Origin of the sequence: Candidatus Nitrosoglobus terrae, from assembly GCF_002356115.1 — a bacterium.
GTDB lineage: Bacteria > Pseudomonadota > Gammaproteobacteria > Nitrosococcales > Nitrosococcaceae > Nitrosoglobus > Nitrosoglobus terrae.
This window is the reverse complement of sequence record NZ_AP014836.1, coordinates 1,498,608-1,524,270: the sequence shown is the minus strand read 5'-3', so window position 1 is coordinate 1,524,270 and position 25,663 is coordinate 1,498,608. Positions and strand designations below refer to the sequence as shown.

Genomic DNA, 25,663 nt, shown 5'->3' with positions numbered 1-25,663 from the left:
TTTAAGATGAATAAACGGATTGTAGTTTTAGCCGGTGATGGTATTGGCTCAGAAATTACCGCTGAAGCAGTTAAAGTGCTTCAGGCGTTGCAGGTGCAATGGGCGTTAGATTTAGTCATAGAATCAGGTCTTATCGGGGGGGCGGCTTATGAGGCTACAGGGACTCCCCTTCCGGAGCAAACCCTTGCCTTAGCACAAGCTGCTGATGCCATTTTATTGGGAGCAGTAGGAGGGCCTAAATGGGAAGGTTTGGAGATTCACCTACGTCCTGAGAAAGGGTTACTAGGTATTCGATCTGCTTTAGGGTTGTTTGCAAATTTGCGTCCAGCGATTTTATACCCTCAGCTTGTTGAGGCATCTACGCTTAAACCAGAACTGGTGGCTGATCTTGATCTGATGATTGTCCGCGAGCTTACGGGGGGCATCTATTTTGGGCAACCTCGCGGGATACGGTGTCTGGAAGGGGGAGAGCGAGAAGGATTTAATACGCTGGTCTATCGAGAATCAGAAATTCGACGTATTGCTCGAGTAGCCTTTACTATTGCCATGAAACGAAACCGTCGGGTCTGCTCGATAGATAAAGCGAATGTGCTTGAAGCCAGTGAGCTTTGGCGCGAGGTAGTGGCTGAAGAAGCTAAAGAGTTTCCTGAAGTAAAGCTCAGCCATATGTATGTGGATAATGCGGCGATGCAGCTTGTACGGGCACCAAAACAGTTTGATGTAATTCTCACTACTAATATGTTCGGAGATATTCTCTCGGATTGTGCCGCGATGCTAACTGGGTCTATTGGGATGTTGCCTTCGGCTTCCCTCGATGAAAAAGGAAAAGGAATGTACGAGCCCATTCATGGATCTGCGCCAGATATCGCAGGTCAGGGAGTGGCTAATCCTTTAGCGACTATCCTCTCTGTAGCCATGATGCTGCGCTATTCTCTCCATGAACCAGATCATGCTTTACGCCTCGAAAAGGCAGTAGGTACAGTGCTGGATCAAGGACTTAGAACGGCAGATATTTACGCTCCGGGAACGGTACGAGTGAGTACCAAAGAGATGGGCGATGCGGTTGTCACCGCGCTCAAAGATTGAAGGGTTACATAATATGCGTAAAGTCAATATTTTGAGTGCCTGATTGAATCCGCTGAAAGTTAATCTGTTCAATAATTGCTTTGGCATCGGGGAGGCTGCCTTGGATGACTCGCGTATGATCGCCGTCCAGCTGAATTTGGGCGTGCTGGGTACCGCAGTAGGCATCAATGATATCCCGCTGATCTCCCTGAGGTCTGAGGATACAGCGTGGGGGCTGAGGGGGTTGGGTGAATAGGTTACCGCGCCCTTGGTATTGGCAACTACGATCGCTGAGCAGGTAGTCCAAGGAGGCGGGTATATCAGCCATTTGGACAGCGGTAGCAATTTGCTCATTGTTATTAAATGGTTCTCCCAACATGATAAGCGGTAGTAGGGCTGGGGCAGCGGCTCCAAAGGCTTTGACTTCAGCTGGGCGTAAAGGTGTCAGTGCCCGCTGATCGCTAATTAAAATGAGTAATCCATCTTTAAAAAAATGATGCTGCTCAAGGTTCTCAACAAAGCGTGCGATTTGGGTATCAGCAAAACGAAAGGTTGCTTGTTCATCTTGTTGACCGGTTTCAGGGTGGGTAAAGGGGGGATGGGTAGTAACGGTTTCTAATACGGCGAGATAGGGACGGATCTCTAGGGGCTTAATGATCTAACCAGTCTAAAAAACGCCTGTAGAGCCATCCATCATGGGCTGCGTTGAGAGGTAGTTAACTATATTTTGAGTCAGTCACTTCTGAGTAGCTAGCTCATGAGGGATATTAGCCCCTTTGTTACTTGATAAGTAGGTAACTAGTTGGATTAAACTTGTTCTTAAATTTCTTTGTCAGATAAGTCTTTATCAAGCCAATCTAAGCTCTGTTTATAAGTTTTAGCTACATCCCCTACAAACTCACCACTAGGTATGTAGTACATTGACTTAGCAGCATTTGCTTCATCAGTGGGTAACTTAGCAATACTGGCCTCTCTACTTAAATCAGATAAGGACTTTACTGTATTCTCAGCACGTACTGCTGTTTGTTCACTCATAGAGGGGGCTACAAGGTCTTGCATGGTAAAGGGTCTATTGTTACTACTACCTCTATTAGTGCCTTCAGTAGGTAATATTAATATGGGAGGTATAGGAGCACTTACACTACCTAACTACCTATTCTATTTTACAGCTTGTTTAATAGCATTCGCTACTGCTGCACCTATACCATGGAACCCAGCAAATAGTCCTATACCTGCTCCAGCAGCTTCAGGAACACCTTTGAATACACTCTTCCCTTGGTGTAGCTCTTGTTCCCTAGAGATATTTAGTCCTATCTGGTCAGCCCCCATAGAGCCTCCACCTACTACTAAGCCAGCGAATATCTTTCTACCTGCCCTACTGTTAGCTATTTGCTGTTGAACTTGTTGTATCTGTTTCTGAGACTTAGTTAAATTTTTTAAGTGAAAGAAAGGAACAGCAAATAGAGCATTCACCATAGACCTAGTGAAAAAGTGATTCCCTGTAATAGAAGCTGCTGTTATCTCTGCCGCCTTTTCATGGGTATATCCTTCTTGTCTAAAAGATTTGTATACTTCACTTTTACCGAAAGAACTCTCAGGTAAATGACTTATTTGCTTAAAGGTTCGAATATTATCAGCACCTGTAATAGTAACACCTGCCGCTAGCGCTTCATTAGCTACAGAAAGTATCTTCTTAGCACTACCTGCATAATTTGCATTAGCTATCTTAGAATCAAACTTAGTCGCTTTAGCTAGGCTAGCTATCCTACTACCTAGATATACTCCTCCTGCACTGATTCCTATTTGTGGGACTACAAGACCAGCTAAAATTGAAACTGAATCAATAGGATTGCTTACAACATCATAAACACCTTTACCTACTCGTTCTAAGCCATGTCTAAACGCTCTCATTGCACTATAATCCTGCTGCTGTTGACGCTCATAAATTGCGTCATCCTGTTGCATTTGCATCAATTGCTTTAATTTATTAAAACCCGTCACAGTGTCAGCACTATCAGCACTTGGCTCGTTAGCACTAGGGGCATGAGATAAGATATTGCTAGCAGTCCGTTCGTTCGGAGCAAGCATAGAAGCCACGCCTACGGCAGCATCTTCTATACTTGAAGCTATCTTGGAGATGACACTGCCGCCTATCTCTGCAAGACCACCTAAAACGGAAGAGGCTTCTGTATCAAATAAACTTGGTTTAGGTTCAACCGCTCTGTTTTGAATAACAGAATTCACATTATCAGCTATGTGTCTTCCATTGGTAATTCCTAATGTGCCTAATTTACTACCAGATCTGTCAGCTAGTAAGGCTTGATATATTTTTTGAATACCTTTGTCTTGACTGACAACATCAGGATCAGTAATGACTTGATCTAAAGCTGCTGCTAATGTATTGACTTCATCACTACTAATACCAGCAGTGATTTGACCATTATCGTGATCGCGAGATCGATAGAGAATATCTTTATCGATTTCAGGCGCTATGAAATCATCCTTGCTTTCAGGATCAGTATTTATCTCAGTACCTCCTCTCCTGTAATATGCAGGAACAGGTCGACTGAGTTCAGATAACTTTGCGTAATAGTCTTGAGGGATTTCTTCTGCCACATTGTGGAATCCTAAGCGCTTTAGCCATGTTTCCTTATGCATAGAATCTAGAGGTGGTAAAAAATGAGTTTCATAGCCATTTAACGGGGGCGTTGTATAGCTAGCTTGCAGATGCGACTGGTAGGATTGGCTATAGGTTTGATCAACCCCACTGGGGAGATTAATTTCCACTACATTGCGATAAAGCCAGGGTAGGGGGTGGTGCGCTAAGATGGGTAGCGCATAGAGTAAAAGACACGCTAGCGCGGTTATCATTATCCTGCTGATACCTTGTCGGTCGAGATAACTGACAGCCCTTAGATGTCCTATCCAGCTACTCAACAAAACCCCTATACCTATAAGGGCAAGGATACCTGTTATTGTGGTTAATTTTGCGTCTAAATAACCTCTAATGGCTTTGAATTCTCCCCCAAATTTAACGACATCATGCCAGCTTAAGCGCATTCCAAACTCAGCCAAAATAATGAGATCGGTGGTAATAATAAGAATCAGCCCTGCTTGTATCAGTAAAGTAAGCCATCTTACATAACGGGGTAATTTAACCCATAAAATAGAAGCCATAAGAAATACAGCCAGTAAAACAAGATCATGCTGTATCGTAGGGAGGATAAGACATCCGTTGCATCCTACTGAGGCTAAGCTGCCCTGCTCGCTAAGCCATGCCCTGCCGAGGGAGAGTAAAATAAGTAATAGGGGTTAGGGGTAGGCTGAGTAGAATCATCATTGATTAATTTTATATCAGAAGGATAGATAAGCTTGGGGAGAACCAGGGAGATCCTCTACCATATAGCCATAATTTTCAGTATTCTTCTGGGTACTTTAATCTAAATCTAATCATAAGCAAATTAACATCCCGTCATCGTAATAGAATTCTCTCTATAATCAACAGATCATTTAGTAGAAACATCGCTGTCTTCCCTATAGGAATATCTATTAGGAAAGCGTTTCCTGATATTAACTTAAAAACGGAGTTTTACTATGAGTAGAACATTTGATGTAGCAGTTGTTGGAGCCACTGGAGCTGTTGGGCAGTCTATTATGGAGATCTTGAAGCAGCGAGATTTCCCAGTAAACAAGGTATATCCTTTAGCAAGTGAGCGCTCTGCCGGTGAAGAAATAGCATTCGGTCGCCAAAAAATAGCGGTAGAAAACCTAGCTGACTTTGATTTTTCTAAGGCTCAGATTGGGTTATTTTCTGCAGGGGCAGAAATCTCCGCGAAATATGCGCCTAAAGCGACTGCTGCCGGTTGTGTTGTTGTTGATAACACTTCTCAATTCCGCTATGACGATGATATCCCTCTAGTGGTTCCGGAGGTTAATCCCCAAGCCATTGCAGACTATAAAACCCACGGGATTATTGCTAATCCAAATTGCTCCACGATTCAAATGTTAGTGGCCTTAAAGCCCATCCATGATGCCGTTGGTATTGAGCGAATTAATGTGGCTACTTATCAGGCGGTCTCGGGTACCGGTAAAGAAGCCATCGAGGAGCTGGCTATGCAAACCTCCGCCTTACTGAATGGTCGCCCTGTCTCGACTAAAGCTTACCCCAAGCAGATTGCCTTTAATGTATTGCCCCACATCGATTCTTTCCAAGACAATGGCTATACCCGTGAAGAGATGAAAATGGTCTGGGAAACGCAAAAAATCCTTGAGGATAATTCTATTCTGGTGAACCCAACGGCAGTCCGGGTACCGGTTTTTTATGGCCATTCTGAGGCGGTGCACTTGGAAACTAAGACCAAGATTACAGCGGCTGAAGTGCGATCACTGCTACAGAACTCACCTGGGGTTTTGGTTTTGGATGAGCGCGAGAATGGGGGATATCCTACTGCAGTAACGGAGGCATCAGGTAAGGACTTAGTTTTCGTAGGCCGTATCCGGGAAGATATTTCCCACCCTAGGGGTATAGATTTATGGATCGTGGCCGATAACGTTCGCAAAGGGGCGGCTTTGAATAGTATTCAAATTGCAGAACTGCTTATTAGGAATTATCTATAGTAACATGAGCAGCAAAAATCCATTCCTAAATTCTTGAAGGAGTTTCCATGCCCAAATTATTCGATAGCTTGAAATTAGGTGAGCTGACCCTACCTAATCGCATTGTTCTTGCCGCGATGACTCGAAGTCGCGCTCAGGCAGGGGATGTTCCGGCTCCGATGAGTATCCGCTACTATGGACAGCGGGCTTCTGCCGGCCTGTTAATCACGGAAGCAACTAACGTTTCTCCAAGATCGTGCGCGTTTGAGAAAGCACCTGGAATCTACAGCGAAGATCAGGTGCGGGGTTGGCAGGCCATCACTAACGAAGTGCATAAACAAGGAGGGCGAATCTTTATGCAGCTTTGGCATGGTGGTCGTGCAGGTTCGCAGGCTATTCTAAATGGTCAGCCTCCCTTGTCGCCTTCTGGCGTAAATGATGATCTAGACACTTTAAATGTTTGGGGTCAGCTTGCCAATGGCAATTACACCCGAATTGCCGCCAGCCCATCACGGGAGATGACTCTAACTGAGATTGAAACCACTATTGAAGAGTACCGTATAGCTGCTGTCAACGCTATTCGTGCGGGGATGGATGGTGTGGAGTTTCATGGGGCTAACGGCTACCTGATACAGCAGTTTTTATCACCAATGGTCAATCGCCGTGAGGATGCCTACGGCGGCAATGTGCAAAATCGCTTACGTTTTCTACGGCGTATTACGGAAGCGGTTATCAGTGCTATAGGGGCGCACCGTGTGGGTGTCCGCCTTTCACCAACCGCCGCCTATAATAATGCCCTCGATCCTAATCCAGCGGATACGTATAGTGCGGTGGCCAAGATGCTAGATGAGCTTGGTGTGCTTTATATTCACCTTGCTGATGCCAATTCTTGGGACAGGGTATCGGGGGATATGCCACAGTTATTAGAGATGATTAAACCGAATTATCGAGGCCTTCTGATAGGCAATGGTTATATAACGCCTGAGGCAGCAAGGGATTATATTGAAAGAGGCACTTTTGACCTTATCTCTTTTGGGCGACTATTTTTAGCTAACCCTGATTTACCTGAACGGATTCAACAAAGCGGCCCTTATAATGAGCCTCGCTCAATTGGTTGGTATGGCGGTGACGAAGAAGGCTATATTGACTATCCATGCCTACCTGCATAAGTGGATCGCTTAACCTTATGACCGTAAATTAATCCCATAGCTTCCTTCATTGATAGGTTAAGCGTAAATAGGCAGTGAAAAAAATAAGAAATACTAGCTTGTTGACGGCAGGGCTGTTAATAATCCTCTTATCACAAAGAAGCCATTCTTTGGAGTTAGGGGAAATTGAGATTAAGTCTAAATTTAATCAACCGCTTAGGGCAGAAATCACGTTACGAAGCATAGGCCAGATACCTTTAGAAAATATCCAGATAGGGCTAGCCTCAAGTGAAGAGTTTCTGCAGGCGGGGATTGATCGGGCTCCGGTGTTGAGCAATAAGCTACATTTTCACTTAGTACATAAAGATACGGGTGAAGCTACGATAGAAGTAAGCTCGCAAGATCTTATTCAAGATCCTTTCCTTAATTTTTTAGCCGCTGTCGTTTGGCCTAGAGGGCGCTTACTACGTGAGTACACTGTACTCTTTGATCTTCCTATTCCTGAAGAACAGCTGGTCTTTGCTATGAGCGATCTAGAGGCGAATGATAACGGTGATATCAAGACAGTAAATACTTCAAAGCCTAAAGTAACCCTTTCTAGCTATGGACCAGTAAAGCCGGTGGATACCTTGTCATTGATAGCCCAGCGCTTACTACAATCTAGACCTTCTGTTAGCCTACAGCAAATGATGATCGGGTTGCAAAGGGCTAACCCAAGCGTATTTATACATAATAATATTAATGGTTTAAAAGCCGGAGAAATGCTTAATGTACCGACAGAAGATGAAGTATTAAAGCTTACTTCTACGGCAGAGGCCATCTATCAAGTACAGCAGCAAAACCAGATTTGGGAATCCTTAAGTAGCAATAGAAAATTAAGTAACGATACCCAGTTCGCTACGTTGGAAGAATTAAAAGAAAAGGATGTTTTAGGTAAGGATGAGGCTAAGATTTTAGCGGATGAAAGTGAAGATCTTCAGCAAGAAACAATGCCAGAAATAAACGAGGATAGCGTTGCTGATTTGCAAATCCAATTACTACAGATAAATGAGGCGCTTAATAATTGGGTACAAGAAAATGAAAAGATGCAAACCCGCCTCCAAGAAATGGAACAGCAGGTGAGCTTGTTGCAGAATCTTTTGTTAAGTAAGGATGAATTGGCTGATCCTCCTGCTGTTAATCAAAAATTTTCTAGCGCGGGCTCTGATTTATCCTCTTTGGCAAAGACAAATGCAAACCTAATACCGGAATCTAAAAGGAATGAGCGTGATCTTGAAAGTATATTTAATCGTATTATAACTTCAATCAATTTACCGCTACTCAGCAGTGGAATCAGTATATTGTTTTTATTAATAATAATTAGACATGTGCGCCAGCGTAAAGCCCTTAAGTCTGAGGTTAATAAAGAGGTAAATTGGAGCGAGCCAGCTACAGATCATCATGGGGAAATAAGTAAAAAGATAGTAAACCCAACAATGCAGAGGGAAGTTTATACAGCAGCTACTAGTAGAGAGTCTACTCACGATTTAGCTATTCATCCGCCCCTTAGCGTAGCTGAAAATATCAAGGTGGCTTTAGAGAAGCTAACAGATTCAATACGAGTGAAATTGGTGAGAAAAGGTAATATTCTCAGTCCTCGCCGTTGGGTATCTGAAAATATACCGCAAAATGATAAGGGATCTCTTCAAAAATTGGAGGTAGCCTCTAGTGAACCTCCATCAAACGTAATTTTCCCACGGGTAGTATTTAATGAAGAGAGCATAGCGCCTCTTCCTGATACTGAAGGAAGTCTTATAGGGGTGCAGATAGCTGAGCCAGATAATGAGACATTAGAAATTACACTTAGTGGAGAGGGGATAATTAAATATGATGTTCCAGTTAGGAAAGAAGAAGTTGTTAATCAGGGCGAGAAAGAGAAACTAGAGGTAGAAAAGGAATCATTTATCTCGGTTGATCCTCCTTTTTCCTTACTAAAGCTAGAAGAGTTTCAACAAGAGTCCCAAGAGGCTGATTCTGTGAATATAGATGTTATGGAGACGGGTAGTGAGCCAGAAAAGCCTTATTTTCCAGGTCAGGCATTAATAAAGGATCTAGATGAAATAGAAATTAAGCTGAATTTAGCTCGTGCCTATATAGATATGAATGACACTCAAGGGGCATCGAATATTTTACAAGAAGTAATTGCAGCTGGTAATGAAGAGCAGCAAAATATTGGGAAAGAACTGCTTGTTAAGCTAGCGAAGGCCTCTTGAGCATTGAAGTTAAACTTACCCCTCTTAGTTTATTTGTAGCTTTAGGTAGATATACGGTTGAGTTACAGGGGTTTGCTTTCCATGATCTTACTTTATGAGAGTTGCATTGGGTGTTGAGTATGAAGGTTCTAATTTTTGTGGATGGCAAACGCAACACGAAGGTGTACGTACGGTTCAGACGATATTAGAGCAAGCTGTTTCTAAAGTTGCTAATCATCCAGTCACAATTATCGCAGCGGGGCGTACGGATACGGGGGTGCATGCCGCTGCTCAAGTCATTCATTTCGATACGATTGCTACCCGTTCATCCCATAGCTGGATATTTGGATGCAATGCTAATTTGCCGCCAGATGTGGCTGTTTTATGGGCTCGGCCTGTCGATAAAAGTTTTCATGCCCGATTTTCAGCAATAGTACGACATTATCGGTATATTATCTTTAATCGAAGAATACGATCGGCTATCAAGCACCGGCGTATGACTTGGTATTGCCACCCATTAACGGCCTCAAAGATGAGAGAGGCTGGAGGTTATTTAATAGGTGAGCATAATTTTTCCTCTTTTCGGGCTACAGCTTGCCAGGCTAAAAGCCCAATAAGAAATGTATATCGTTTAGAGGTTACTCAGCAAGTAGACTGTATAATCATTGATATCTCAGCAAATGGCTTTCTCCATCACATGGTACGTAATATTGCTGGGGTACTAATGACTATTGGAAAGGGAGATCAACCGCCCTATTGGGCAGCAGAGGTTTTACAGGCTCAGTGTCGATCCTTGGGAGGTATCACTGCTCCCCCTGATGGTTTATACTTACTCGGAGTGGATTATCCAGATCGTTTTAACCTTCCTAGGTTTTCAGCTCCTGCCGTTATTTGGTAGACTTCCTCGATAATGCGTATTCGAGTAAAATTTTGCGGTATCACTCGTCATGAGGATGCAGTCCATGCGGCTATTTTAGGAGCTGATGCCATTGGCTTGGTATTTTATCCTCAGAGTCCACGGGCAGTTAATCTTCAGCAAGCCTGCCAGATTGTGAAGGCGTTGCCACCTTTTATAACTGTAGTTGGATTATTTGTGGATGCTACCATGAGTTATATTCAAGAGGTGCTGGATATGGTGGCTATTGATACCCTACAATTCCATGGGGATGAGTCTCCTGAAGAATGTAGTCGCTATAATAAGCCCTATATTAAAGCGATACGGATGATAACAGGTGTTGATCTTTTGCAATTGGCTCAAGTTTATAAAAATGCTTCAGCTTTATTGTTAGATACCTATCAGATAGGAGTACCTGGAGGAACAGGGCAGGTATTTGATTGGAATCGTATTCCTAAAGATTTTCCCAAGGCAATTATTTTAGCTGGAGGGTTAAGTTCTGAGAATGTAACTCAAGCAATAATGAAGGTACGACCCTATGCGGTAGATGTGAGTGGTGGGGTTGAGCAGAGTAAAGGCGTGAAAGATGCCGCAAAGATGGCGGCCTTTATGCGAGGTGTATATAGTGTCTATTAAATCTCAGAGTCTAGCAGCTGCTAGAGATTACGATCAAATGCCTGACAAGAACGGCCATTTTGGTCCCTATGGCGGCCGTTTCGTGGCCGAAACCTTAATGGAGCCTATTGAAGAGCTTCGTCAGGCTTATGAACGTTATCGAGATGATCCAGCTTTTCAGGCCGAATTACAGGCTGATCTTGCTTATTATGTTGGGCGACCAACCCCATTATATTTTGCTAAGCGCCTAAGTGAGCAACTGGGCGGAGCACGTATTTTCCTAAAACGAGAAGATCTTAATCATACTGGGGCGCATAAAATTAATAATACCGTGGGTCAGGCATTATTAGCCCAACGCATGGGAAAAACACGGTTAATTGCTGAGACGGGGGCTGGGCAACATGGGGTAGCCACTGCTACAGTAGCTGCCCGTTTAGGAATGAAGTGTATTGTTTATATGGGGGCTGAAGATGTGGAGCGACAAGCCCCTAATGTCTATCGTATGCGCCTATTAGGGGCAGAAGTGATTCCTGTAACATCTGGTTCTAAAACTTTAAAGGATGCTTTGAATGAGGCAATGCGGGATTGGGTTACCCATGTGGATGATACTTTTTATGTGATTGGGACTGTAGCTGGGCCCCATCCTTATCCAGTAATGGTTCGGGATTTTCAGGCGATTATTGGGCGAGAGACTAGATCGCAGATTTTAGAACAAACAGGATCTCTTCCCGATGCATTAGTAGCTTGTGTAGGCGGTGGATCTAATGCCATTGGTTTATTTTATCCTTTTTTTAAGGATGAGCAGGTAGCCCTTTACGGGGTAGAAGCGGCAGGACATGGGCTAGAAACTGGGAAGCATGCGGCATCTTTATGTGCTGGTAGACCCGGAGTTCTCCATGGAAATCGGACTTATTTGATAGAAGATAGCCATGGCCAGATTGTAGATACTTATTCTATATCTGCTGGGCTTGATTACCCTGGCGTAGGACCAGAGCACGCGTGGTTAAAGGACTCTGGGCGTGCTACTTATGTGGCGATTACAGATACAGAAGCTTTAGCTGCTTTTCATACTTTAACTCAAAATGAAGGTATTATCCCGGCTTTAGAAAGTAGCCATGCCTTAGCTTATGGGATGACTCTAGCGCCAACTTTAGATCGAGATCAGACGATTGTTATTAACTTATCTGGACGAGGTGATAAAGATATTAATATAGTTGCTAGAATAATGGAGATCTCATTGTGAGCCGAATTGCCACTTGTTTTATTACTCTTCGTCAGCAAGGGCGAAAAGCCCTTATTCCGTATATTACTGCTGGCGATCCAAAACCAGCGGTAACTGTCTCTTTAATGCATGCTTTGGTTACAGCAGGGGCTGATATCTTAGAACTTGGCGTTCCTTTTTCTGATCCTATGGCTGATGGTCCAGTAATTCAAAAAGCCTGTGAACGCGCTCTTGCTTCAGGGACCTCTTTAACGGATGTATTGGCTATGGTGGCTGAATTTCGGCAAAGGGATAACATTACCCCTGTGGTTTTAATGGGTTACTTGAATCCTATTGAAATTATGGGGTATCCAACCTTTGCTAAGCAAGCAGTTGCTCAGGGAGTAGATGGCGTTCTTACGGTGGATATGCCGCTTGAGGAGGCTGAGCCATTTGTTGAAGCCTATAAAACTCAAGGGCTGGATCCTATTTTTTTGTTAGCACCCACTAGCTCCCCTGAGCGTATTGAGAAAATATGTGCTTGGGGAAGTGGTTTTGTATACTACGTCTCTTTAAAGGGAGTCACGGGTGCCAATACCATAAATGTAGAGGATGTGGGTAAGCGTGTACGAATGATTCAACGTTATACCCGTATTCCAGTAGGGGTTGGTTTTGGTATCCAAGATGCTCAGTCCGCAGCTAAAATAGCTGCTGTTGCTGATGCCGTAGTAGTGGGGAGTGCATTAGTTAAGGGTATTGAGCAATACCAAGATACACCAGAGGTGATTCCAAGAGAGGTGGGCGCTTTGTTATCGGCTATGCGTAAAGCTATTGATGCAAGGGTTAATTAATCAAGAATAATCCAAATCTATGAGCTGGTTTAGAAAACTTCTCCCCTCTAAGATTCGTACTGAAGGACCTAAGCGCAAATCGGTACCGGAGGGGCTGTGGATTAAATGCAATGTTTGTGATGCGATCCTCTATCGAGCAGAACTAGAGCGTAATATGGATGTGTGCCATAAGTGTGGTACCCATAGACGAATCAATGCTCGTCGACGCTTAGCGATATTTTTGGATCAGGGGAGTCAAGAGGAAATTGGAGCTAATTTACAGCCTATTGATGCGCTTAAATTTAAGGATAGTAAAAAATATAAGGATCGATTAGCTCAATCTCAAAAAGCCTCCCAAGAGAACGATTCGCTTATCGTAGTAGAAGGCCAAGTAAAGGGGCTACAGATTATTACGGCTGCCTTTGAGTTTAATTTTATGGGCGGTTCTATGGGTTCAGTAGTGGGTGAGCGTTTTGTTCGAGGTGTAGAAGCGGCTATTGAGCGCCGGGTTCCGATAGTGTGTTTCTCTGCTAGTGGTGGGGCGAGAATGCAAGAAGGACTATTTTCACTAATGCAGATGAGTAAAACTAGTGCCGCGCTTGCTCGTTTTAGTAAGCAAGGGCTGCCCTTTGTTTCGGTACTGACTGATCCTACGATGGGGGGCGTAAGCGCTAGCTTAGCGATGTTAGGAGATATTAATATTGCTGAGCCAGGTGCCTTGATTGGTTTTGCAGGCCCTCGAGTGATTGCCCAGACAGTACGTGAAAAGTTACCTGAAGGTTTTCAGCGCAGTGAATTTCTACTCGATCACGGCGCAATTGATATGATTGTTGATCGGCGAGAGCTTTCCCACTGTATAGCTAATTTATTGGCCATATTAACCCATAAATCTTCTCTATGAGCCTATCAAAATGGCTCGATTTTCACAGCTTTCGGATTGGTTAGCTTGGCAAGAAACCGCTCATTGGCCAAGAGTTGATCCATGCCTAGTTCGGGCAGGGGCAGTACTTAAGCGAATGGCGCTTCATCAACCGCCGTTTCCAGTAATAACCGTAGCTGGAACTAATGGCAAGGGATCTACAGTGGCCATGATCGAAGCTATCCTACTGGCTGCAGGTTATCGAGTAGGTAGCTACACCTCACCCCATCTACTGCGCTATAACGAGCGTATTAAAGTGCAAGGGCGAGCGCTAGCAGATGAAGTGATTTGCCAGTCCTTTGCCCGCATTGATAGTGCCCGTAAAGAGATTTCCTTGACTTATTTTGAGTTTGGTACATTAGCCGCCATTGATATTTTTCACCAATTGGCATTAGATGTCGCCGTACTGGAAGTAGGGTTAGGAGGCCGCCTTGATGCTGTAAACGCCTTAGATGCAAATATTGCGGCGGTTACCACAGTTGATATTGACCATGTCAATGTGCTGGGTCATGATCGAGAAGCTATCGGCTTTGAAAAAGCTGGGATCTTTCGCCCCCATTGTCCCGCAGTGTGTGGTGATTTAGATCCTCCAACAAGCTTGATAGCCCATGCCGAGAAATTATCTACCCCATTGTATAAAATAGGCTACGATTTCCACTATCGAGTAATGGATGATGGTTGGTCTTGGTGGAATGATACTACTCGATATACTGATTTGCCTCGACCTCGCTTGCAGGGTATCTATCAATATCAGAATGCAGCGACAGCGCTCATGGTACTTAAATTGGTAAAGGATCGTTTGCCAGTAACTGAAACAGCTATTAGGTCGGGGTTAGTATCCGTGAATCTTCCGGGGCGTTTTCAGTGCCTCGCCGGTTCAGTAGCGCGAATATTTGATGTGACTCATAATCCTCATGGTGCCCGATTCCTTGCCCAGTCTCTAGCCAAAACCCCCTGCCATGGAAAAACTTATGCCGTTTTTAGCATGCTAGCGGATAAAGATATAGCTGGAGTAGTGGCTAGCCTAGAGAAGAGTATCCATGGTTGGTTTTTAGGTGGACTAGAAGGAGATAGAGGATTATCGGTAGAAGCCTTAGCTAAGCGGGTGGGTGATACCATTAGAGTAATGGGTGTTTATCAGAAGGTCACTGAAGCTTATCAGGCTGCCTTAGCGGTAGCGCAGCCAGAGGATCGAGTACTCGTTTTTGGCTCATTTCATACTGTAGAGGCGGTCATGCGGCTAGAGGAGACAGGACTTAATAGCTAGTTACTCGTTTTTCTTCCCTTATCCTAATTGATTTTTCTCAATTCTTTAGATGAATTTAAGCGGTATATATGTATATATATTGAGTTAATCAATTCGCTTAAATTTAAGATCCCAAACTAGGTTTCCTAATCTTTGTCCACGGTGTTCAAATTTAGTGATGGGCCGTTGGCCAAGATTTTGGATAAATTGTCCTTGGCCCGCGATATTATAAAAGCCCTTGTATTGGCTGAGTGCCTCCATCATCTGGATAGCATAATCTTGCCAATCTGTAGCCAAATGAATCCATCCATTGGGTTTGATTTTATGCCAGAGTAAATCAATAAAAGGTAATTGAATCAGCCGTCGTTTATGATGACGTTTTTTAGGCCACGGATCAGGAAAGAAAATCTGAGCCCCGTCTAAAGATTGATCTGGGAGATGGTACTGAAGTACTTTTAAAGCATCTTCATTGATCAAGCGAACATTTTTTAATTCTTTTGCTTTAAGCTGCGCTAATAATTGACCTACCCCAGGGCGATAGACTTCAATTCCAAGAAAATTTACTTCTGGAGTCGTGTAGGCTTGTTGAGCTATGGATTCCCCATTGCCAAAGCCAATTTCTAAAATAAGGGGTATTTGTCGCGAAAAAATAGCTGTTAAATCTAAATAGCCTGCGCCTAGCGACAATCCATAGATAGGCCATAATTGTTCAAGGGCTTTTTTTTGAGCGGGCGTGATTCGACCTTCTCGGCGTACGAAACTGGGTATTAGGTGAATTTGATTGGGTTTTAATAAACTTAACATGGCATTAAAGGCAAATCAGTATTACTTAGATACATTGAATGATATAGCTTACTTATATTTATACTTTTAGCCGGCATTTAGGCCGATATTTTATGGGAATTGGGCGCGAAAGTCAGGTTTTAGCAGCAGCGAATTCCGGAAAAAGCGAATTTATTAAAAACAAAAGGCAATAATAATGGCGTTTAATCTGTATGAAGTATTAAAAACCGCGAAAAGCGAAGAAGATGTAAAGGATATTTATATCAAGGCGTTGGGGCTAAAAGGCTATAGAAAAGGGCTGATCGACATTGTAACCGATGAAATCTGGTTTGAGGCCAAAGATAAAGGCACAGTGTCAACCTATGCCATGTTCACGCAATTATTACACTATGTGCAGGCTGCGTTAAATAAGGGCGAAATCGTCCCCTCGCTTCTAGCGGTTATTGACACCGAAAAAGCTGCCATCATGAAAACGGCAGATGTTTTACCATTTCTAAAAAAGAAAACAATTAAATGGGGAAAATCTGCTAGCCAATTCCCTAAAGAAGCGCTGGAGCAGGTATCCGCGTTTATCGGCACCTATCTTGTTTCTTTTAAAATTTCCACGCACGAAAAGGAGTTTATACAGACTGTTAAAGAGGCTATTAAATCCGGCGATATTATCCGCACACAAATTACGCCCGACAATCTGAAACAGGTGTTTGATAGATGGGTGGAAATGATTGGCCGTGAAATAGGCGAGATTGCAGAAAACAAATACGCTCTTTTATTTTTTGCAGACATCATGAGCGATGGCTTTGTTTCCACCCATGACAATTTACCCGCACAGCTTTTGCATAAAAATAATTCACCCGTGTTTATGCTGGATGGAAAATTATATGAACTGGGGAATAAAGAAGGTTATCGTCGGTTTTGGGCGATCTATCACCGTCCGCCAGATGAAGAATATCGTAACTATCTATTAGAGCGTCGGGATAGTTTAATTCCTTATGATGAACGTTCTTTCAAGGGCGCTTATTACACCCCCCTTCATGTGGTAGATAAAGCCTATGATAAGTTGACGGAAACGCTGGGTAAAAACTGGCAGCGTGAATATATTATCTGGGATATGTGCTGCGGTGTTGGCAATTTGGAAGTCAAACACTCTAACCATCGCAATATTTATATGTCCACGCTGGATCAGGCGGATGTGGATGTAATGTATGCAACCAAAACCTGCGTAGCGGCTACGCGCTTTCAGTACGACTATCTTAATGATGATGTCACGGAAGATGGGGAAATCAACTATTCTGTGACCAACAAAATACCCGAAGGGTTAAGAAAGGCTATTTCCGAGGGGAAGAAAATGCTTGTTTTGATTAACCCACCTTATGCAGAGGCTGCTAATAACGACAATTTAACGGTATCCGGTGGAAAAAACGCTGAAAGCAAAAAAGGGGTTTCAAAGACCGCAGTGGGGCGCACTATGGAGGATTATGGCTACGCTTCGCGGGAAGTCTTTCTACAGTTTATGTATAGAATAAAAAAAGAAATCCCCACAGCCACGCTAGCAATGTTTAGTAAATTAAAATATGTAAATGCGCCAAATTTTGAAAAATTTCGTGACGCGTGGAATGCTAAATATTTGGGTGGATTTATTGTTCATAGTAAAGCTTTTGATGGATTGAAGGGAGACTTTCCTATTGGCTTTTTAATTTGGAAAACCGACATAAACGGTAGAAAAACCCCTATCACCCAGATACGAGCGGAAATTTTAGATAAAAAAGCTAATCCTATTGGAGAAAAAACATTTTTCAATGGTTTAAATTCTGCTCTACTAGGTAATTGGATAAAGCGCCCCCGATCAAACAATATTGGTGTGCTTCCTTTGAAAAACGCACTTTCCCCAACAATTAGCACTAAAGATGTGCGTGGCACGAAATGGGCTGACAATGCTATTGGTAGCATGATTTGTAAAGGGTCGGATTTACAAAACGCAGGAACACAAACTGCGCTCTTATCTTCTGGATATTGTAGCGCGGGTGGCTTCTTTGTAACAAAAGATAATCTTTGGCAATCGGCTATTGTCTTTTCCGTGCGCCGCTTAATTAAACCCACGTGGATCAATGATCGAGATCAATTTTTGCAACCTTCCGAGCTGTTAACAGACGAATTTAAAAATGATTGTTTACTATGGATGCTGTTTAATGGCAGTAATTTAACAGCTAGTGCGGATGGGCTAGAGTGGAATGGCCGTACTTGGTCTATCGTTAATCATTTCATCCCTTATACGGAAAACGAAGTAGGCGCACAAAACCGTTTTGAATCCAATTTCATGGTTGAATACCTGAAAGAAAAACTTCTATCCCTAGAGGCAGCAGCCGTTTTGGATGCGGGTCGTGATTTATGGCGTGCCTATTTCACAAAAACAGCCCCACGTATTGTTAGGGACGAACTAAAGCTTAATCGCCCCGATGTAGGCTGGTATCAAATTCGTAACGCGCTTAAACGGCGAAATCAATCTGGCGATGATCTACCTATAGATTTCAGCGTATTTGAAAATGCCTACCAGATACTTACCGAGAAATTAAGCCCTCAAGTCTTTAAGCTAGGCTTTTTAAGGGATTAACGTGATTTTAGTAGAAAAATAAATGGCCTGTAATTACCACCCAACTTGAAGAAGATAAAGCCTATATAAATTGGCGTCCCCAAGGGGATTCGAACCCCTGTTACCGCCGTGAAAGGGCGATGTCCTAGGCCGTCTAGACGATGGGGACAATTGTCTTTATATTTACCGCTTTAGGGATAGCGATAGCTAAGTATACATGACAATGTCTGGTGGAGCCAGGCGGGATCGAACCGCCGACCTCTTGCATGCCATGCAAGCGCTCTCCCAGCTGAGCTATGGCCCCGTAAAGGAACCATTTTACGGGAGCAGCAATAATATATCAAGCGTAATTCTATTTTTCTATTGGACAGGATTAAAAGATTAGTAGATTCTGTACTTTTTTACCTGCCATTGATGTGGTGTTTATACTGCGTGGAACAAAGAAAAAATATTCTTCTAGTAGTGGCAGCGATTTCCCTCTTGGGGTTAACTCCATTAACTTGGGCGGCGCAAACGCCGCCTAACTGGGAATCATGCGGAGGGACATTTATCAAGGCTGAATCTGATGAGATACTGGATCCAACACCTTCAGGCCCAATAGATGTGACCGCCTATCAAGCTGAGGCTGAGAAAGAGGGAATCTCAACTTTTATTGGCGATGTTAAGCTTAGACGTAGAGGGCAATGGTTAGATGCTGATAAGGCATTTTATGATAAGCAAAATAAGACGATAAGGGCTTTGGGGGATGCCCATTACCAAGATGCTATGCTAGATATTACCAGCGATTCTACTAAAGTAAATTTAGATACGGATGTGGGTGAGGCTGAGAACGCTCGCTATTTTTTACGAGATTACCATGCCCGGGGAAAGGCGGATGGGGTAAAACGGCAAGGATCAACTAAAACTGAGCTTAAAGAGGCGACTTTTACCACCTGTAATGTTGGAGATAATGCTTGGCGACTAGAGGCGGGGAAAGTAGACCTGAATCATGAGACTGGAGTAGGTTTCGCGCGTAATGCTCGTCTTAGGTTGGGGAATATTCCTGTGCTCTATCTTCCTTTTATCCGGTTTCCTATTGATGATCGGCGTAAATCTGGATTTTTAGCCCCTTCAGGAGGAAGATCTACCAACTCAGGTGCGAGTATTGGTATTCCTTATTACTGGAATATTGCCCCTAATCGGGATGCCACGATTACGCCTCGTTATTTCTCTGAGCGCGGTTTTATGCTTGGCGGGCAATTTCGCTATCTTAACCGCTCTAACCAGGGTCAGGTGCGGGGAACTTTTCTGCCTATGGATGAAAAGGCCCATAAAACTCGAGGGGCTTTTTCTTGGCAGCATACGGGTAGTCCCTGGCCGCGCTGGTTTACTAATGTTGATATTAATCAGGTTTCTGATAATAGGTATTTTGAAGACTTCAGTAATAGCCTGAGTATGGCCAGTACCGTCGCTTTGAGTAGTGAGGCTGATATTAGTTATCAAGGTAATGGCTGGAATGCTATAGGGCGTGCTCAGGAATTTCAATCGATTGATCCCACTATCCCAGATGCTTTTCTCCCCTACCGGCGGTTACCTCAGTTTTTAGTGGACGGGTTTTTTCCAGATCGATTTTTAGGATTAGATGTTCGCGTTCATGGGGAGGCGGTAAATTTTCAGAAAATTAATGCAGTGGGGGGAACCCGTGTAGACTTGTGGCCTACAGTGAGTTTGCCGCTACGAACTGGGGGTACCTATTTTACGCCGAGCATTGGGGTGCGAGATACTCAGTATTTTTTAACGAATACTTCCGATGCAGTGACTCCAACTTCTACTTTTTTAAGTCGTACTTTACCTATTTTTAATATCGATACTGGCGCTACCTTTGAGCGGCAATTATCCTTGGGAGGCGGAGGGTTTCGTCAGACTCTGGAGCCACGGGCTTATTATCTTTATGTTCCTTATCAAGATCAGAAAAATTTTCCGGTGTTTGATACGGCCCCTTTAGATAATTATTTCGCTAGTCTCTTTCAACCCAATAGTTTTACTGGGGCGGATCGTATGAATGATGCTAACCAAGTAACCTTGGCTTTAACGAGCCGATTACTTGAATCGGCTACGGGGACTGAGCGGTTTCGAGCCTCTGTGGGTGCGATCGATTTTTTTCATAAACGTAGGATTACTTTACCGGATGTACTTGATGATAGTGTCACCGGCTCTGTGATTGTCTCGGAAATGGCGGCTCAGCTAACCAAGGAGTGGTCGTTGCTGGGGGAATATCGTTTTAATCCAAGCCACGATCAAACTGATCTAAGCTCAGCTGGGGTGCGCTATCGAGGCGAAAATGGTGCGTTAATGAACATCAATTATCGTTATCGTCGATCTGTATTGCAGCAGATTGATGTTTCTGGCCGTTATCCGATTGCCAATCATTGGAATGTGGTAGGCCGTTGGTATGAAGATATTCGAAATCATCGACTACTTGAGATGCTGGGAGGATTAGAATACGACAGCTGCTGCTGGGCAATACGAGTCGTGGGTCGTAGCTATATTACTAATATTGAAGGGCAAAGGAATACTTCAATTCTTGTACAGCTGGAGCTTAAGGGGTTGGGTAATATAGGACAGAAGGTAGACACGATACTTAGGAGAAGTGTCCCTGGCTATGGGCCGCCAGTTTATCAGTAGTTATAACAATATCTTGGGTCAAGATAGCACTTATTTTTGTTATTTAAGTAGGATGCTATGCAAAAATTATTAATAGGTATTTTTACCTTATTTGGGTTTACACATAGTTTTGCAACACCTCACCTTGATCGTATTGTCGCGGTAGCAAATGATGAGATAGTATTGGAAAGCGAATTGGATCAGATGATCCGTACAGTAGAAGCTCAATTAGAATCTAGAGGTGCGCCTCTACCGCCGAGCCATGTGCTGGAGAAACAGGTATTAGATCGGCTTATTATACAGTCCTTGCAGCTACAGCTAGCAGATCGTATTGGGATTCGAGTGGGGGATGATACCCTTAATCAAGCTTTACAAAGTATTGCTGAGAAAAATAAGCTGACGCTGAGTCAATTTCGTGATGTCTTAGAGAAAGATGGTTTTTCCTATGCGGATGTACGCGAAAATATACGCAAAGAGATTGTGATCTCTCAGCTCCATAAACGCGAGATTGATGATCATATCACTATCAGTGAAGCTGAAATTGATAATTTTTTAGCTACCCAAAAAAAACAAGGTAATCCAGATGTAGAGTATTATCTGGCTCATATTTTAATAGCAGTTCCTGAGGCGGCTTCGTCAGAAGATATTCAAGCAGCTAAGGTTAAAGCTGAGAAAATATTACGGCAATTACAGCAAGAAGGAGATTTTCAAAGGGCCGCCATTGCTTATTCTGATGGCCAGCAAGCTCTAGAGGGAGGAGATTTAGGTTGGCGTAAAATGGGTCAGATTCCTACTTTATTTGTCAATGTAGTACCTGATCTCCAAATAGGGGGAATTAGTTCATTAATTCGCAGCCCTAGCGGTTTTCATATTGTTAAATTGATAGATCGACGCGGAGAAGAGGAGCAGATTATTACTCAGACTCATGCTCGGCACATTCTTATTCGCGCTGATGAACTCACCGGGGATGAGGATATTCAGATTCGGCTTAATCAGCTACGCCAACGGGCTTTACAGGGGGAGAGTTTTGAGAAGCTAGCAAAAGCTCACTCTGATGATAAAGCAAGCGCTATAAAAGGAGGAGATTTAGGCTGGGTGAGTCCAGGGCAGATGGTGCCTTTCTTTGAAGAGGTCATGCTTTCCCTTAATCCCGGTGAGATCAGCAAGCCTTTTAGGACTCAATTTGGATGGCATATCGTCCAAGTTGTAGATCGGCGAAAACAAAATATGACAGAAGAATATAATCGAAGTAAAGCTCAAATGGCGATTCGTCAGCGTAAAATTGAAGAAGATCTGGAAAATTGGCTCCGCCAGTTGCGTGATGAAGCTTATGTAGAATATCGGTTGGAGATGCCAGAGGGCTGATGATTTTCAATGACTTACCTACGATTAGCTCTAACCCCGGGTGAACCTGCTGGAATTGGCCCTGATATTGTAGTTCAGCTTGCTGGCCAGCAACGGCATTATGAATTAGTTGTTATCGCCGATCCAGAGGTTTTAATTCAACGATCCAAGCAACGCGGACTAAGTATTATTACTGAAATCTATGATCCCATGGAACCACCAAAGCCTGGAATACCGGGAAGACTCAAAGTTTTACCCCTAAAGACTACGAGGCCAGTGATACCAGGTCATCTTTCTGCTGATAATGTAACCTATGTCTTAGATTGTTTACGGCAAGGTGTAGCAGGGTGTATTAGTGGAGAGTTTGCGGCCCTAATTACGGGTCCTCTCCATAAAGGTATCATTAATCAAGCGGGAATAGCCTTCACGGGTCATACTGAATTTCTTGCTCAGTTATGCGGTGTCTCTCAGGTGGTAATGATGTTGGCAGCCCCCGGATTACGAGTCGCCTTGGCAACGACTCATTTACCTCTAAGTAAGGTAAGTAGTGCTGTTACTCGTCAAAGTCTAGAAGGTACATTACGGATATTACATCGAGATCTGCAGCGACGGTTTGGAATCTCAAGACCGCAGATTTTAGTTTGCGGGCTAAACCCCCATGCGGGAGAGGGTGGGTATCTAGGAGATGAGGAAATTAAAATTATTCAACCTGTTTTAGAGATTTTGCGAGTTGAGGGTATGGCGCTTTTGGGGCCGTTACCCGCAGATACGCTATTTATTCCTCCGTATCTAAAAAAGGCTGATGCGGTACTTGCCATGTATCATGATCAGGGATTACCAGTGCTTAAGCATTTAGGCTTTGGCCAAGCAGTCAATATTACTTTGGGGCTTCCTATTATCCGTACCTCTGTGGATCATGGTACGGCTTTAGAGCTTGCTGGCAGTGGCTCCGTGGATACGGGTAGTCTACAGGCGGCGATTAATGCGGCTTTAGAGATGGCAAGTTTTCAGCAGAAATCCTAGTGATGGCTAGAGAGCATCAAGCGCGTAAGCGTTTTGGGCAGCACTTTCTTCATGACTCACAAATTATTGAGCGTCTGATGAGTACTATTAATCCTCAGTCTGGGGATTTAATAGTGGAGATTGGCCCAGGTCAAGGCGCATTGACGTTTCCGTTGCTAAAGCGTTTAGGTTATCTTGAGGCGATAGAGATAGATAGGGATTTAGTCGCTTATCTTATGGGTATTTGTGCAGCGAAAGGAGATTTACGACTCCATAATACGGATGCTTTAGCTTTTAATTTCCATACTATTGCCCGTAAGAATCAATTACTGCGGGTAGTGGGCAATCTACCTTACAATATCTCAACTCCGTTATTGTTTCATTTGTTCACTCAGATTGAGATTATTAAAGATCTGCATTTTATGTTGCAGCGGGAGGTCGTGATGCGGATGGCTGCAAAACCAGGAAATAAAAACTACGGGCGTTTGAGTGTGATGACTCAGTTTTATTGCGAGGTTGAACCTTTATTTATAGTAAAGCCAGGGGCCTTTATTCCTCCCCCGAAAGTAGATTCCATGATAGTACGCTTAAAGCCGCACCATTCTCCTTTAGCGCCGGATATTCCTCATAAAGCTCTAAGTCAGGTTGTTTCTCAGGCTTTTTCCCAGCGGCGTAAAACTTTAGCCAATAGCCTTAAAGGTCTTATAGATTTAGTCGCCATCAAAGCGCTTGGAATTGATCCCCAGCAGCGGCCCGAGATAATTAGTTTAGAGCAATACCTTAGGTTGACTCAGTATTGGCTAGCACAAGATAGGAATGATCTATAAAATTGGATAACCTTCTTGCTCTAGAAACGTAGTTAAACGGATGAGTGGTAGGCCAATTAAGGCACTGGGATCATCCCCTTGAAGACGTTTGAATAGGGCAATGCCTAATCCTTCAGAGCGAAAACTTCCTGCGCATTGATAGGGTTTCTCTCGCTGGAGATAATGTTCTATTTGGGTTTCTGTAAGCTGGCGAAATTCCACTTGAAAGAATTCAATAGCTGTCCTTGTTTGGCCGGTAATCGTGTTAAATAAACAAAGGCCAGTATAAAAAATCACCCTCTGTCCGGAAGCAGCGCGTAATTGCTGTAAAGCGCGTTCATGAGTGCCTGGCTTTCCCAGTAAACTTTGATTCAGCACAGCCACCTGATCAGCCCCGATAATCAGCGCATTGGGAAGTTTAGCCCCTACTTTTCGTGCTTTAGCCTCAGCGAGCCGAGCAACCAGCTGTTGAGGAGGTTCTTGGGGTAGGGGCGTTTCATCTAGATCAGGGGAGTGGGTTTTAAAAGATAAACCCAATTGTTTCAGCAGGGCTGCCCGATAAGGTGAGCTGGAGGCTAGGATTAGGGTGGGCAGAGATAAGGAGGAGGTCATAGAAGGTGCGATGAATTGATTTTCCTGATATGGCTATAGAAGGCTTTATAAACGATTTAACCCTATTAATCTTTAACTACAGGAATAATGCGATGCTAAGAATTGAGCTTTTTATTCTTGCTAGAGTAGTACTGTCTAGGAAAGGCTCGATTTCAGATGCCATGCTATTTAGGGGTTCGTCAGGGGGGAGTTCATGATTTTCCAAAGTATTCAAGGTATTTAAATATTGTTTATTCGAATCCCCATAGATTCTTCTCTTGGGTTAAATTCAGAGGCAAGATGATCTACAAAGCTCTGAATATCATCAGAATCATTGGCTAGGCCATATATACCGATCAAGTAATTTAAGCCTGATAACATATAAATACCTACACGAAACTGAGCAGGTAGGGAACCTTCTTGGGTAATGATTAAATACATATCTGGATCAGCAGTCTGCTGGATCAAACTGACAAAATAACTATCAGCGAGTAGTGATAAACCAAATAAACTACTACTGCTGCTATCTAAGGTAGTAGAACAAATGATAGTGCCAATCTGATTGAGCCTTCCGATACTAACCGAAGGGGAAAAATAGTTAATCCCCCAAGTACCCGCTAATCTGGCAACGCCAGTCCCATAAAAATTAAACGGCACGATGTTCATTTGCTTACCGTTTATGGTGAGCTGGCCATGGCCCCTATCGGAGAAACTTAGAAAAATCTGCATTTGGCTATTGCTTGTTTTAGGGGCTTGATGAGGGCAACCTAAACAAGAACCTCCGGTTGATTCCAACAGATCAATTGCTAGGATATTACTCCCATCTGGTTCTTTTGAATAAGCAGGGATTTGAGTCGATCCGGTAAACCAAGTAGGGTTACCACTTTGATCATAAGTATTAACAACCATAAACAGCACATTATTTTGTGTAGTAATACTATAACTGGTACCTGAATCTTGGGGACTCCACCAGAGGCCACTTTCGAGGATAGTACTATGGAAGGTGGGAGATCGAGATGAATTAATAGAGGGGCTGAGTGGATTAGGTTGAGGTGTAGTAGTTTGCGCTTGGAGTAAGGGGGTGAATATAAGCACTGTTAAAATAAGGGCTTTAGGGCTTATTGTTTTCATTGTGCTACCTTAAATCTTACAAGGTTAACT

At 43.4% G+C, this 25,663-nt stretch carries 21 protein-coding genes and 2 tRNA genes; 15 read left to right on the top strand and 8 right to left on the bottom strand.

The genetic code is table 11. From position 1 onward, the window contains the following. Nucleotides 1–6: 6 nt before the first annotated feature. Nucleotides 7–1,086, top strand: coding sequence for a 3-isopropylmalate dehydrogenase (gene leuB / locus TAO_RS07145; protein WP_096527265.1), 1,080 nt, complete (start codon nt 7–9; stop codon nt 1,084–1,086). A 4-nt stretch (nt 1,087–1,090) separates the two neighbouring features. On the opposite strand, the gene TAO_RS07140 is transcribed toward leuB, so the two are convergent. The 3 genes from TAO_RS07140 to TAO_RS07130 form a co-directional block, all read right to left on the bottom strand. Further along, nucleotides 1,091–1,444 carry a hypothetical protein gene (locus tag TAO_RS07140; protein ID WP_096527264.1) on the bottom strand — a complete coding sequence of 118 codons (354 nt, stop codon included), beginning with the start codon at nt 1,442–1,444 and terminating at the stop codon, nt 1,091–1,093. Nucleotides 1,445–1,884: 440 nt separating this feature from the next. Beyond that, entirely contained in the window at nt 1,885–2,124 is a 240-nt protein-coding gene (locus tag TAO_RS07135; protein WP_096527263.1) for a hypothetical protein, read from the bottom strand. Between the two features lie 99 nt (nt 2,125–2,223). After that, nucleotides 2,224–4,242, bottom strand: a complete 2,019-nt coding sequence (locus TAO_RS07130; protein WP_096527262.1) for a hypothetical protein — start codon at nt 4,240–4,242, stop codon at nt 2,224–2,226. 417 nt (nt 4,243–4,659) lie between these two features. Between TAO_RS07130 and TAO_RS07125 the strand changes: the two genes are divergently transcribed. The 9 genes from TAO_RS07125 to folC all read left to right on the top strand — a co-directional run bounded on the left by TAO_RS07125 (nt 4,660) and on the right by folC (nt 14,767). Beyond that, nucleotides 4,660–5,682, top strand: a complete 1,023-nt coding sequence (locus tag TAO_RS07125; RefSeq protein WP_096527261.1) for an aspartate-semialdehyde dehydrogenase — start codon at nt 4,660–4,662, stop codon at nt 5,680–5,682. Between the two features lie 47 nt (nt 5,683–5,729). After that, nucleotides 5,730–6,830 (top strand): alkene reductase, encoded by a 1,101-nt coding sequence (locus tag TAO_RS07120; RefSeq protein WP_096527260.1) that lies wholly within the window; start codon nt 5,730–5,732, stop codon nt 6,828–6,830. Nucleotides 6,831–6,904: 74 nt separating this feature from the next. Beyond that, nucleotides 6,905–9,061: a FimV/HubP family polar landmark protein gene (locus TAO_RS10095; RefSeq protein WP_269459389.1), complete on the top strand. Its 2,157-nt coding sequence runs from the start codon at nt 6,905–6,907 to the stop codon at nt 9,059–9,061. Between the two features lie 94 nt (nt 9,062–9,155). Next, nucleotides 9,156–9,938 (top strand): tRNA pseudouridine(38-40) synthase TruA, encoded by a 783-nt coding sequence (truA, locus tag TAO_RS07110; RefSeq protein ID WP_096527258.1) that lies wholly within the window; start codon nt 9,156–9,158, stop codon nt 9,936–9,938. Nucleotides 9,939–9,950: 12 nt separating this feature from the next. Beyond that, nucleotides 9,951–10,571 carry a phosphoribosylanthranilate isomerase gene (locus TAO_RS07105; RefSeq protein WP_096527257.1) on the top strand — a complete coding sequence of 207 codons (621 nt, stop codon included), beginning with the start codon at nt 9,951–9,953 and terminating at the stop codon, nt 10,569–10,571. A 37-nt stretch (nt 10,572–10,608) separates the two neighbouring features. After that, a complete protein-coding gene (trpB, locus tag TAO_RS07100) occupies nt 10,609–11,793 on the top strand; it encodes a tryptophan synthase subunit beta (RefSeq protein ID WP_172419110.1) in 1,185 nt (394 codons plus the stop codon). Further along, complete coding sequence (trpA, locus tag TAO_RS07095; RefSeq protein WP_096527255.1) at nt 11,790–12,602, top strand: tryptophan synthase subunit alpha; 813 nt, start codon at nt 11,790–11,792, stop codon at nt 12,600–12,602. Before trpB ends, trpA begins: the two co-directional genes overlap by 4 nt. A gap of 19 nt (nt 12,603–12,621) precedes the next feature. Continuing rightward, complete coding sequence (gene accD / locus TAO_RS07090; RefSeq protein WP_096527254.1) at nt 12,622–13,482, top strand: acetyl-CoA carboxylase, carboxyltransferase subunit beta; 861 nt, start codon at nt 12,622–12,624, stop codon at nt 13,480–13,482. Nucleotides 13,483–13,492: 10 nt separating this feature from the next. After that, a complete protein-coding gene (folC, locus tag TAO_RS07085) occupies nt 13,493–14,767 on the top strand; it encodes a bifunctional tetrahydrofolate synthase/dihydrofolate synthase (protein ID WP_096527253.1) in 1,275 nt (424 codons plus the stop codon). Between the two features lie 84 nt (nt 14,768–14,851). On the opposite strand, the gene trmB is transcribed toward folC, so the two are convergent. After that, nucleotides 14,852–15,550: a tRNA (guanosine(46)-N7)-methyltransferase TrmB gene (trmB, locus tag TAO_RS07080; RefSeq protein WP_096527252.1), complete on the bottom strand. Its 699-nt coding sequence runs from the start codon at nt 15,548–15,550 to the stop codon at nt 14,852–14,854. 175 nt (nt 15,551–15,725) lie between these two features. Between trmB and TAO_RS07075 the strand changes: the two genes are divergently transcribed. Continuing rightward, nucleotides 15,726–18,137, top strand: coding sequence for a hypothetical protein (locus tag TAO_RS07075; RefSeq protein WP_096527251.1), 2,412 nt, complete (start codon nt 15,726–15,728; stop codon nt 18,135–18,137). 71 nt (nt 18,138–18,208) lie between these two features. Here TAO_RS07075 and TAO_RS07070 read toward each other — a convergent pair. Both TAO_RS07070 and TAO_RS07065 read right to left on the bottom strand, forming a co-directional pair. After that, nucleotides 18,209–18,285, bottom strand: a tRNA-Glu gene (locus tag TAO_RS07070). Nucleotides 18,286–18,344: 59 nt separating this feature from the next. Then, nucleotides 18,345–18,420: transfer RNA gene (locus TAO_RS07065), tRNA-Ala, on the bottom strand. Between the two features lie 128 nt (nt 18,421–18,548). Here TAO_RS07065 and TAO_RS07060 point away from each other — a divergent pair. The 4 genes from TAO_RS07060 to rsmA are packed head-to-tail and all read left to right on the top strand — an operon-like array spanning nt 18,549 to nt 23,932. Then, nucleotides 18,549–20,780 (top strand): LPS-assembly protein LptD, encoded by a 2,232-nt coding sequence (locus tag TAO_RS07060; RefSeq protein ID WP_408607623.1) that lies wholly within the window; start codon nt 18,549–18,551, stop codon nt 20,778–20,780. A 57-nt stretch (nt 20,781–20,837) separates the two neighbouring features. After that, nucleotides 20,838–22,124: a peptidylprolyl isomerase gene (locus TAO_RS07055; protein WP_096527249.1), complete on the top strand. Its 1,287-nt coding sequence runs from the start codon at nt 20,838–20,840 to the stop codon at nt 22,122–22,124. A 9-nt stretch (nt 22,125–22,133) separates the two neighbouring features. Beyond that, nucleotides 22,134–23,126 (top strand): 4-hydroxythreonine-4-phosphate dehydrogenase PdxA, encoded by a 993-nt coding sequence (pdxA, locus tag TAO_RS07050; RefSeq protein WP_096527248.1) that lies wholly within the window; start codon nt 22,134–22,136, stop codon nt 23,124–23,126. Nucleotides 23,127–23,128: 2 nt separating this feature from the next. Next, a complete protein-coding gene (gene rsmA, locus TAO_RS07045) occupies nt 23,129–23,932 on the top strand; it encodes a 16S rRNA (adenine(1518)-N(6)/adenine(1519)-N(6))-dimethyltransferase RsmA (protein WP_096527247.1) in 804 nt (267 codons plus the stop codon). Here the strand turns inward: rsmA and TAO_RS07040 are convergent. Both TAO_RS07040 and TAO_RS07035 read right to left on the bottom strand, forming a co-directional pair. Next, entirely contained in the window at nt 23,927–24,523 is a 597-nt protein-coding gene (locus tag TAO_RS07040; RefSeq protein ID WP_096527246.1) for a Maf family protein, read from the bottom strand. The genes rsmA and TAO_RS07040 overlap by 6 nt on opposite strands. Before the next feature lie 219 nt (nt 24,524–24,742). Next, the gene (locus TAO_RS07035; RefSeq protein ID WP_096527245.1) at nt 24,743–25,633 is read right to left on the bottom strand and encodes a hypothetical protein; all 891 of its coding nucleotides are present in this window, start codon (nt 25,631–25,633) and stop codon (nt 24,743–24,745) included. Nucleotides 25,634–25,663: the final 30 nt, after the last annotated feature.

Coding starts and splice junctions, on each gene's coding strand:
- TAO_RS07040 (WP_096527246.1), bottom strand. CDS start 24,523: ATGACCTCCTCCTTATCTCTGCCCACCCTAATCCTAGCCTCCAGCTCA.
- trpB (WP_172419110.1), top strand. CDS start 10,609: ATGCCTGACAAGAACGGCCATTTTGGTCCCTATGGCGGCCGTTTCGTG.
- TAO_RS07055 (WP_096527249.1), top strand. CDS start 20,838: ATGCAAAAATTATTAATAGGTATTTTTACCTTATTTGGGTTTACACAT.
- accD (WP_096527254.1), top strand. CDS start 12,622: ATGAGCTGGTTTAGAAAACTTCTCCCCTCTAAGATTCGTACTGAAGGA.
- trmB (WP_096527252.1), bottom strand. CDS start 15,550: ATGTTAAGTTTATTAAAACCCAATCAAATTCACCTAATACCCAGTTTC.
- pdxA (WP_096527248.1), top strand. CDS start 22,134: ATGACTTACCTACGATTAGCTCTAACCCCGGGTGAACCTGCTGGAATT.
- TAO_RS07140 (WP_096527264.1), bottom strand. CDS start 1,444: ATGTTGGGAGAACCATTTAATAACAATGAGCAAATTGCTACCGCTGTC.
- leuB (WP_096527265.1), top strand. CDS start 7: ATGAATAAACGGATTGTAGTTTTAGCCGGTGATGGTATTGGCTCAGAA.
- TAO_RS07105 (WP_096527257.1), top strand. CDS start 9,951: ATGCGTATTCGAGTAAAATTTTGCGGTATCACTCGTCATGAGGATGCA.
- TAO_RS07120 (WP_096527260.1), top strand. CDS start 5,730: ATGCCCAAATTATTCGATAGCTTGAAATTAGGTGAGCTGACCCTACCT.
- truA (WP_096527258.1), top strand. CDS start 9,156: ATGAGAGTTGCATTGGGTGTTGAGTATGAAGGTTCTAATTTTTGTGGA.
- TAO_RS07035 (WP_096527245.1), bottom strand. CDS start 25,633: ATGAAAACAATAAGCCCTAAAGCCCTTATTTTAACAGTGCTTATATTC.
- TAO_RS07125 (WP_096527261.1), top strand. CDS start 4,660: ATGAGTAGAACATTTGATGTAGCAGTTGTTGGAGCCACTGGAGCTGTT.
- TAO_RS07130 (WP_096527262.1), bottom strand. CDS start 4,242: ATGGCTTCTATTTTATGGGTTAAATTACCCCGTTATGTAAGATGGCTT.
- TAO_RS07135 (WP_096527263.1), bottom strand. CDS start 2,124: ATGCAAGACCTTGTAGCCCCCTCTATGAGTGAACAAACAGCAGTACGT.
- folC (WP_096527253.1), top strand. CDS start 13,493: ATGGCTCGATTTTCACAGCTTTCGGATTGGTTAGCTTGGCAAGAAACC.
- TAO_RS07075 (WP_096527251.1), top strand. CDS start 15,726: ATGGCGTTTAATCTGTATGAAGTATTAAAAACCGCGAAAAGCGAAGAA.
- rsmA (WP_096527247.1), top strand. CDS start 23,129: ATGGCTAGAGAGCATCAAGCGCGTAAGCGTTTTGGGCAGCACTTTCTT.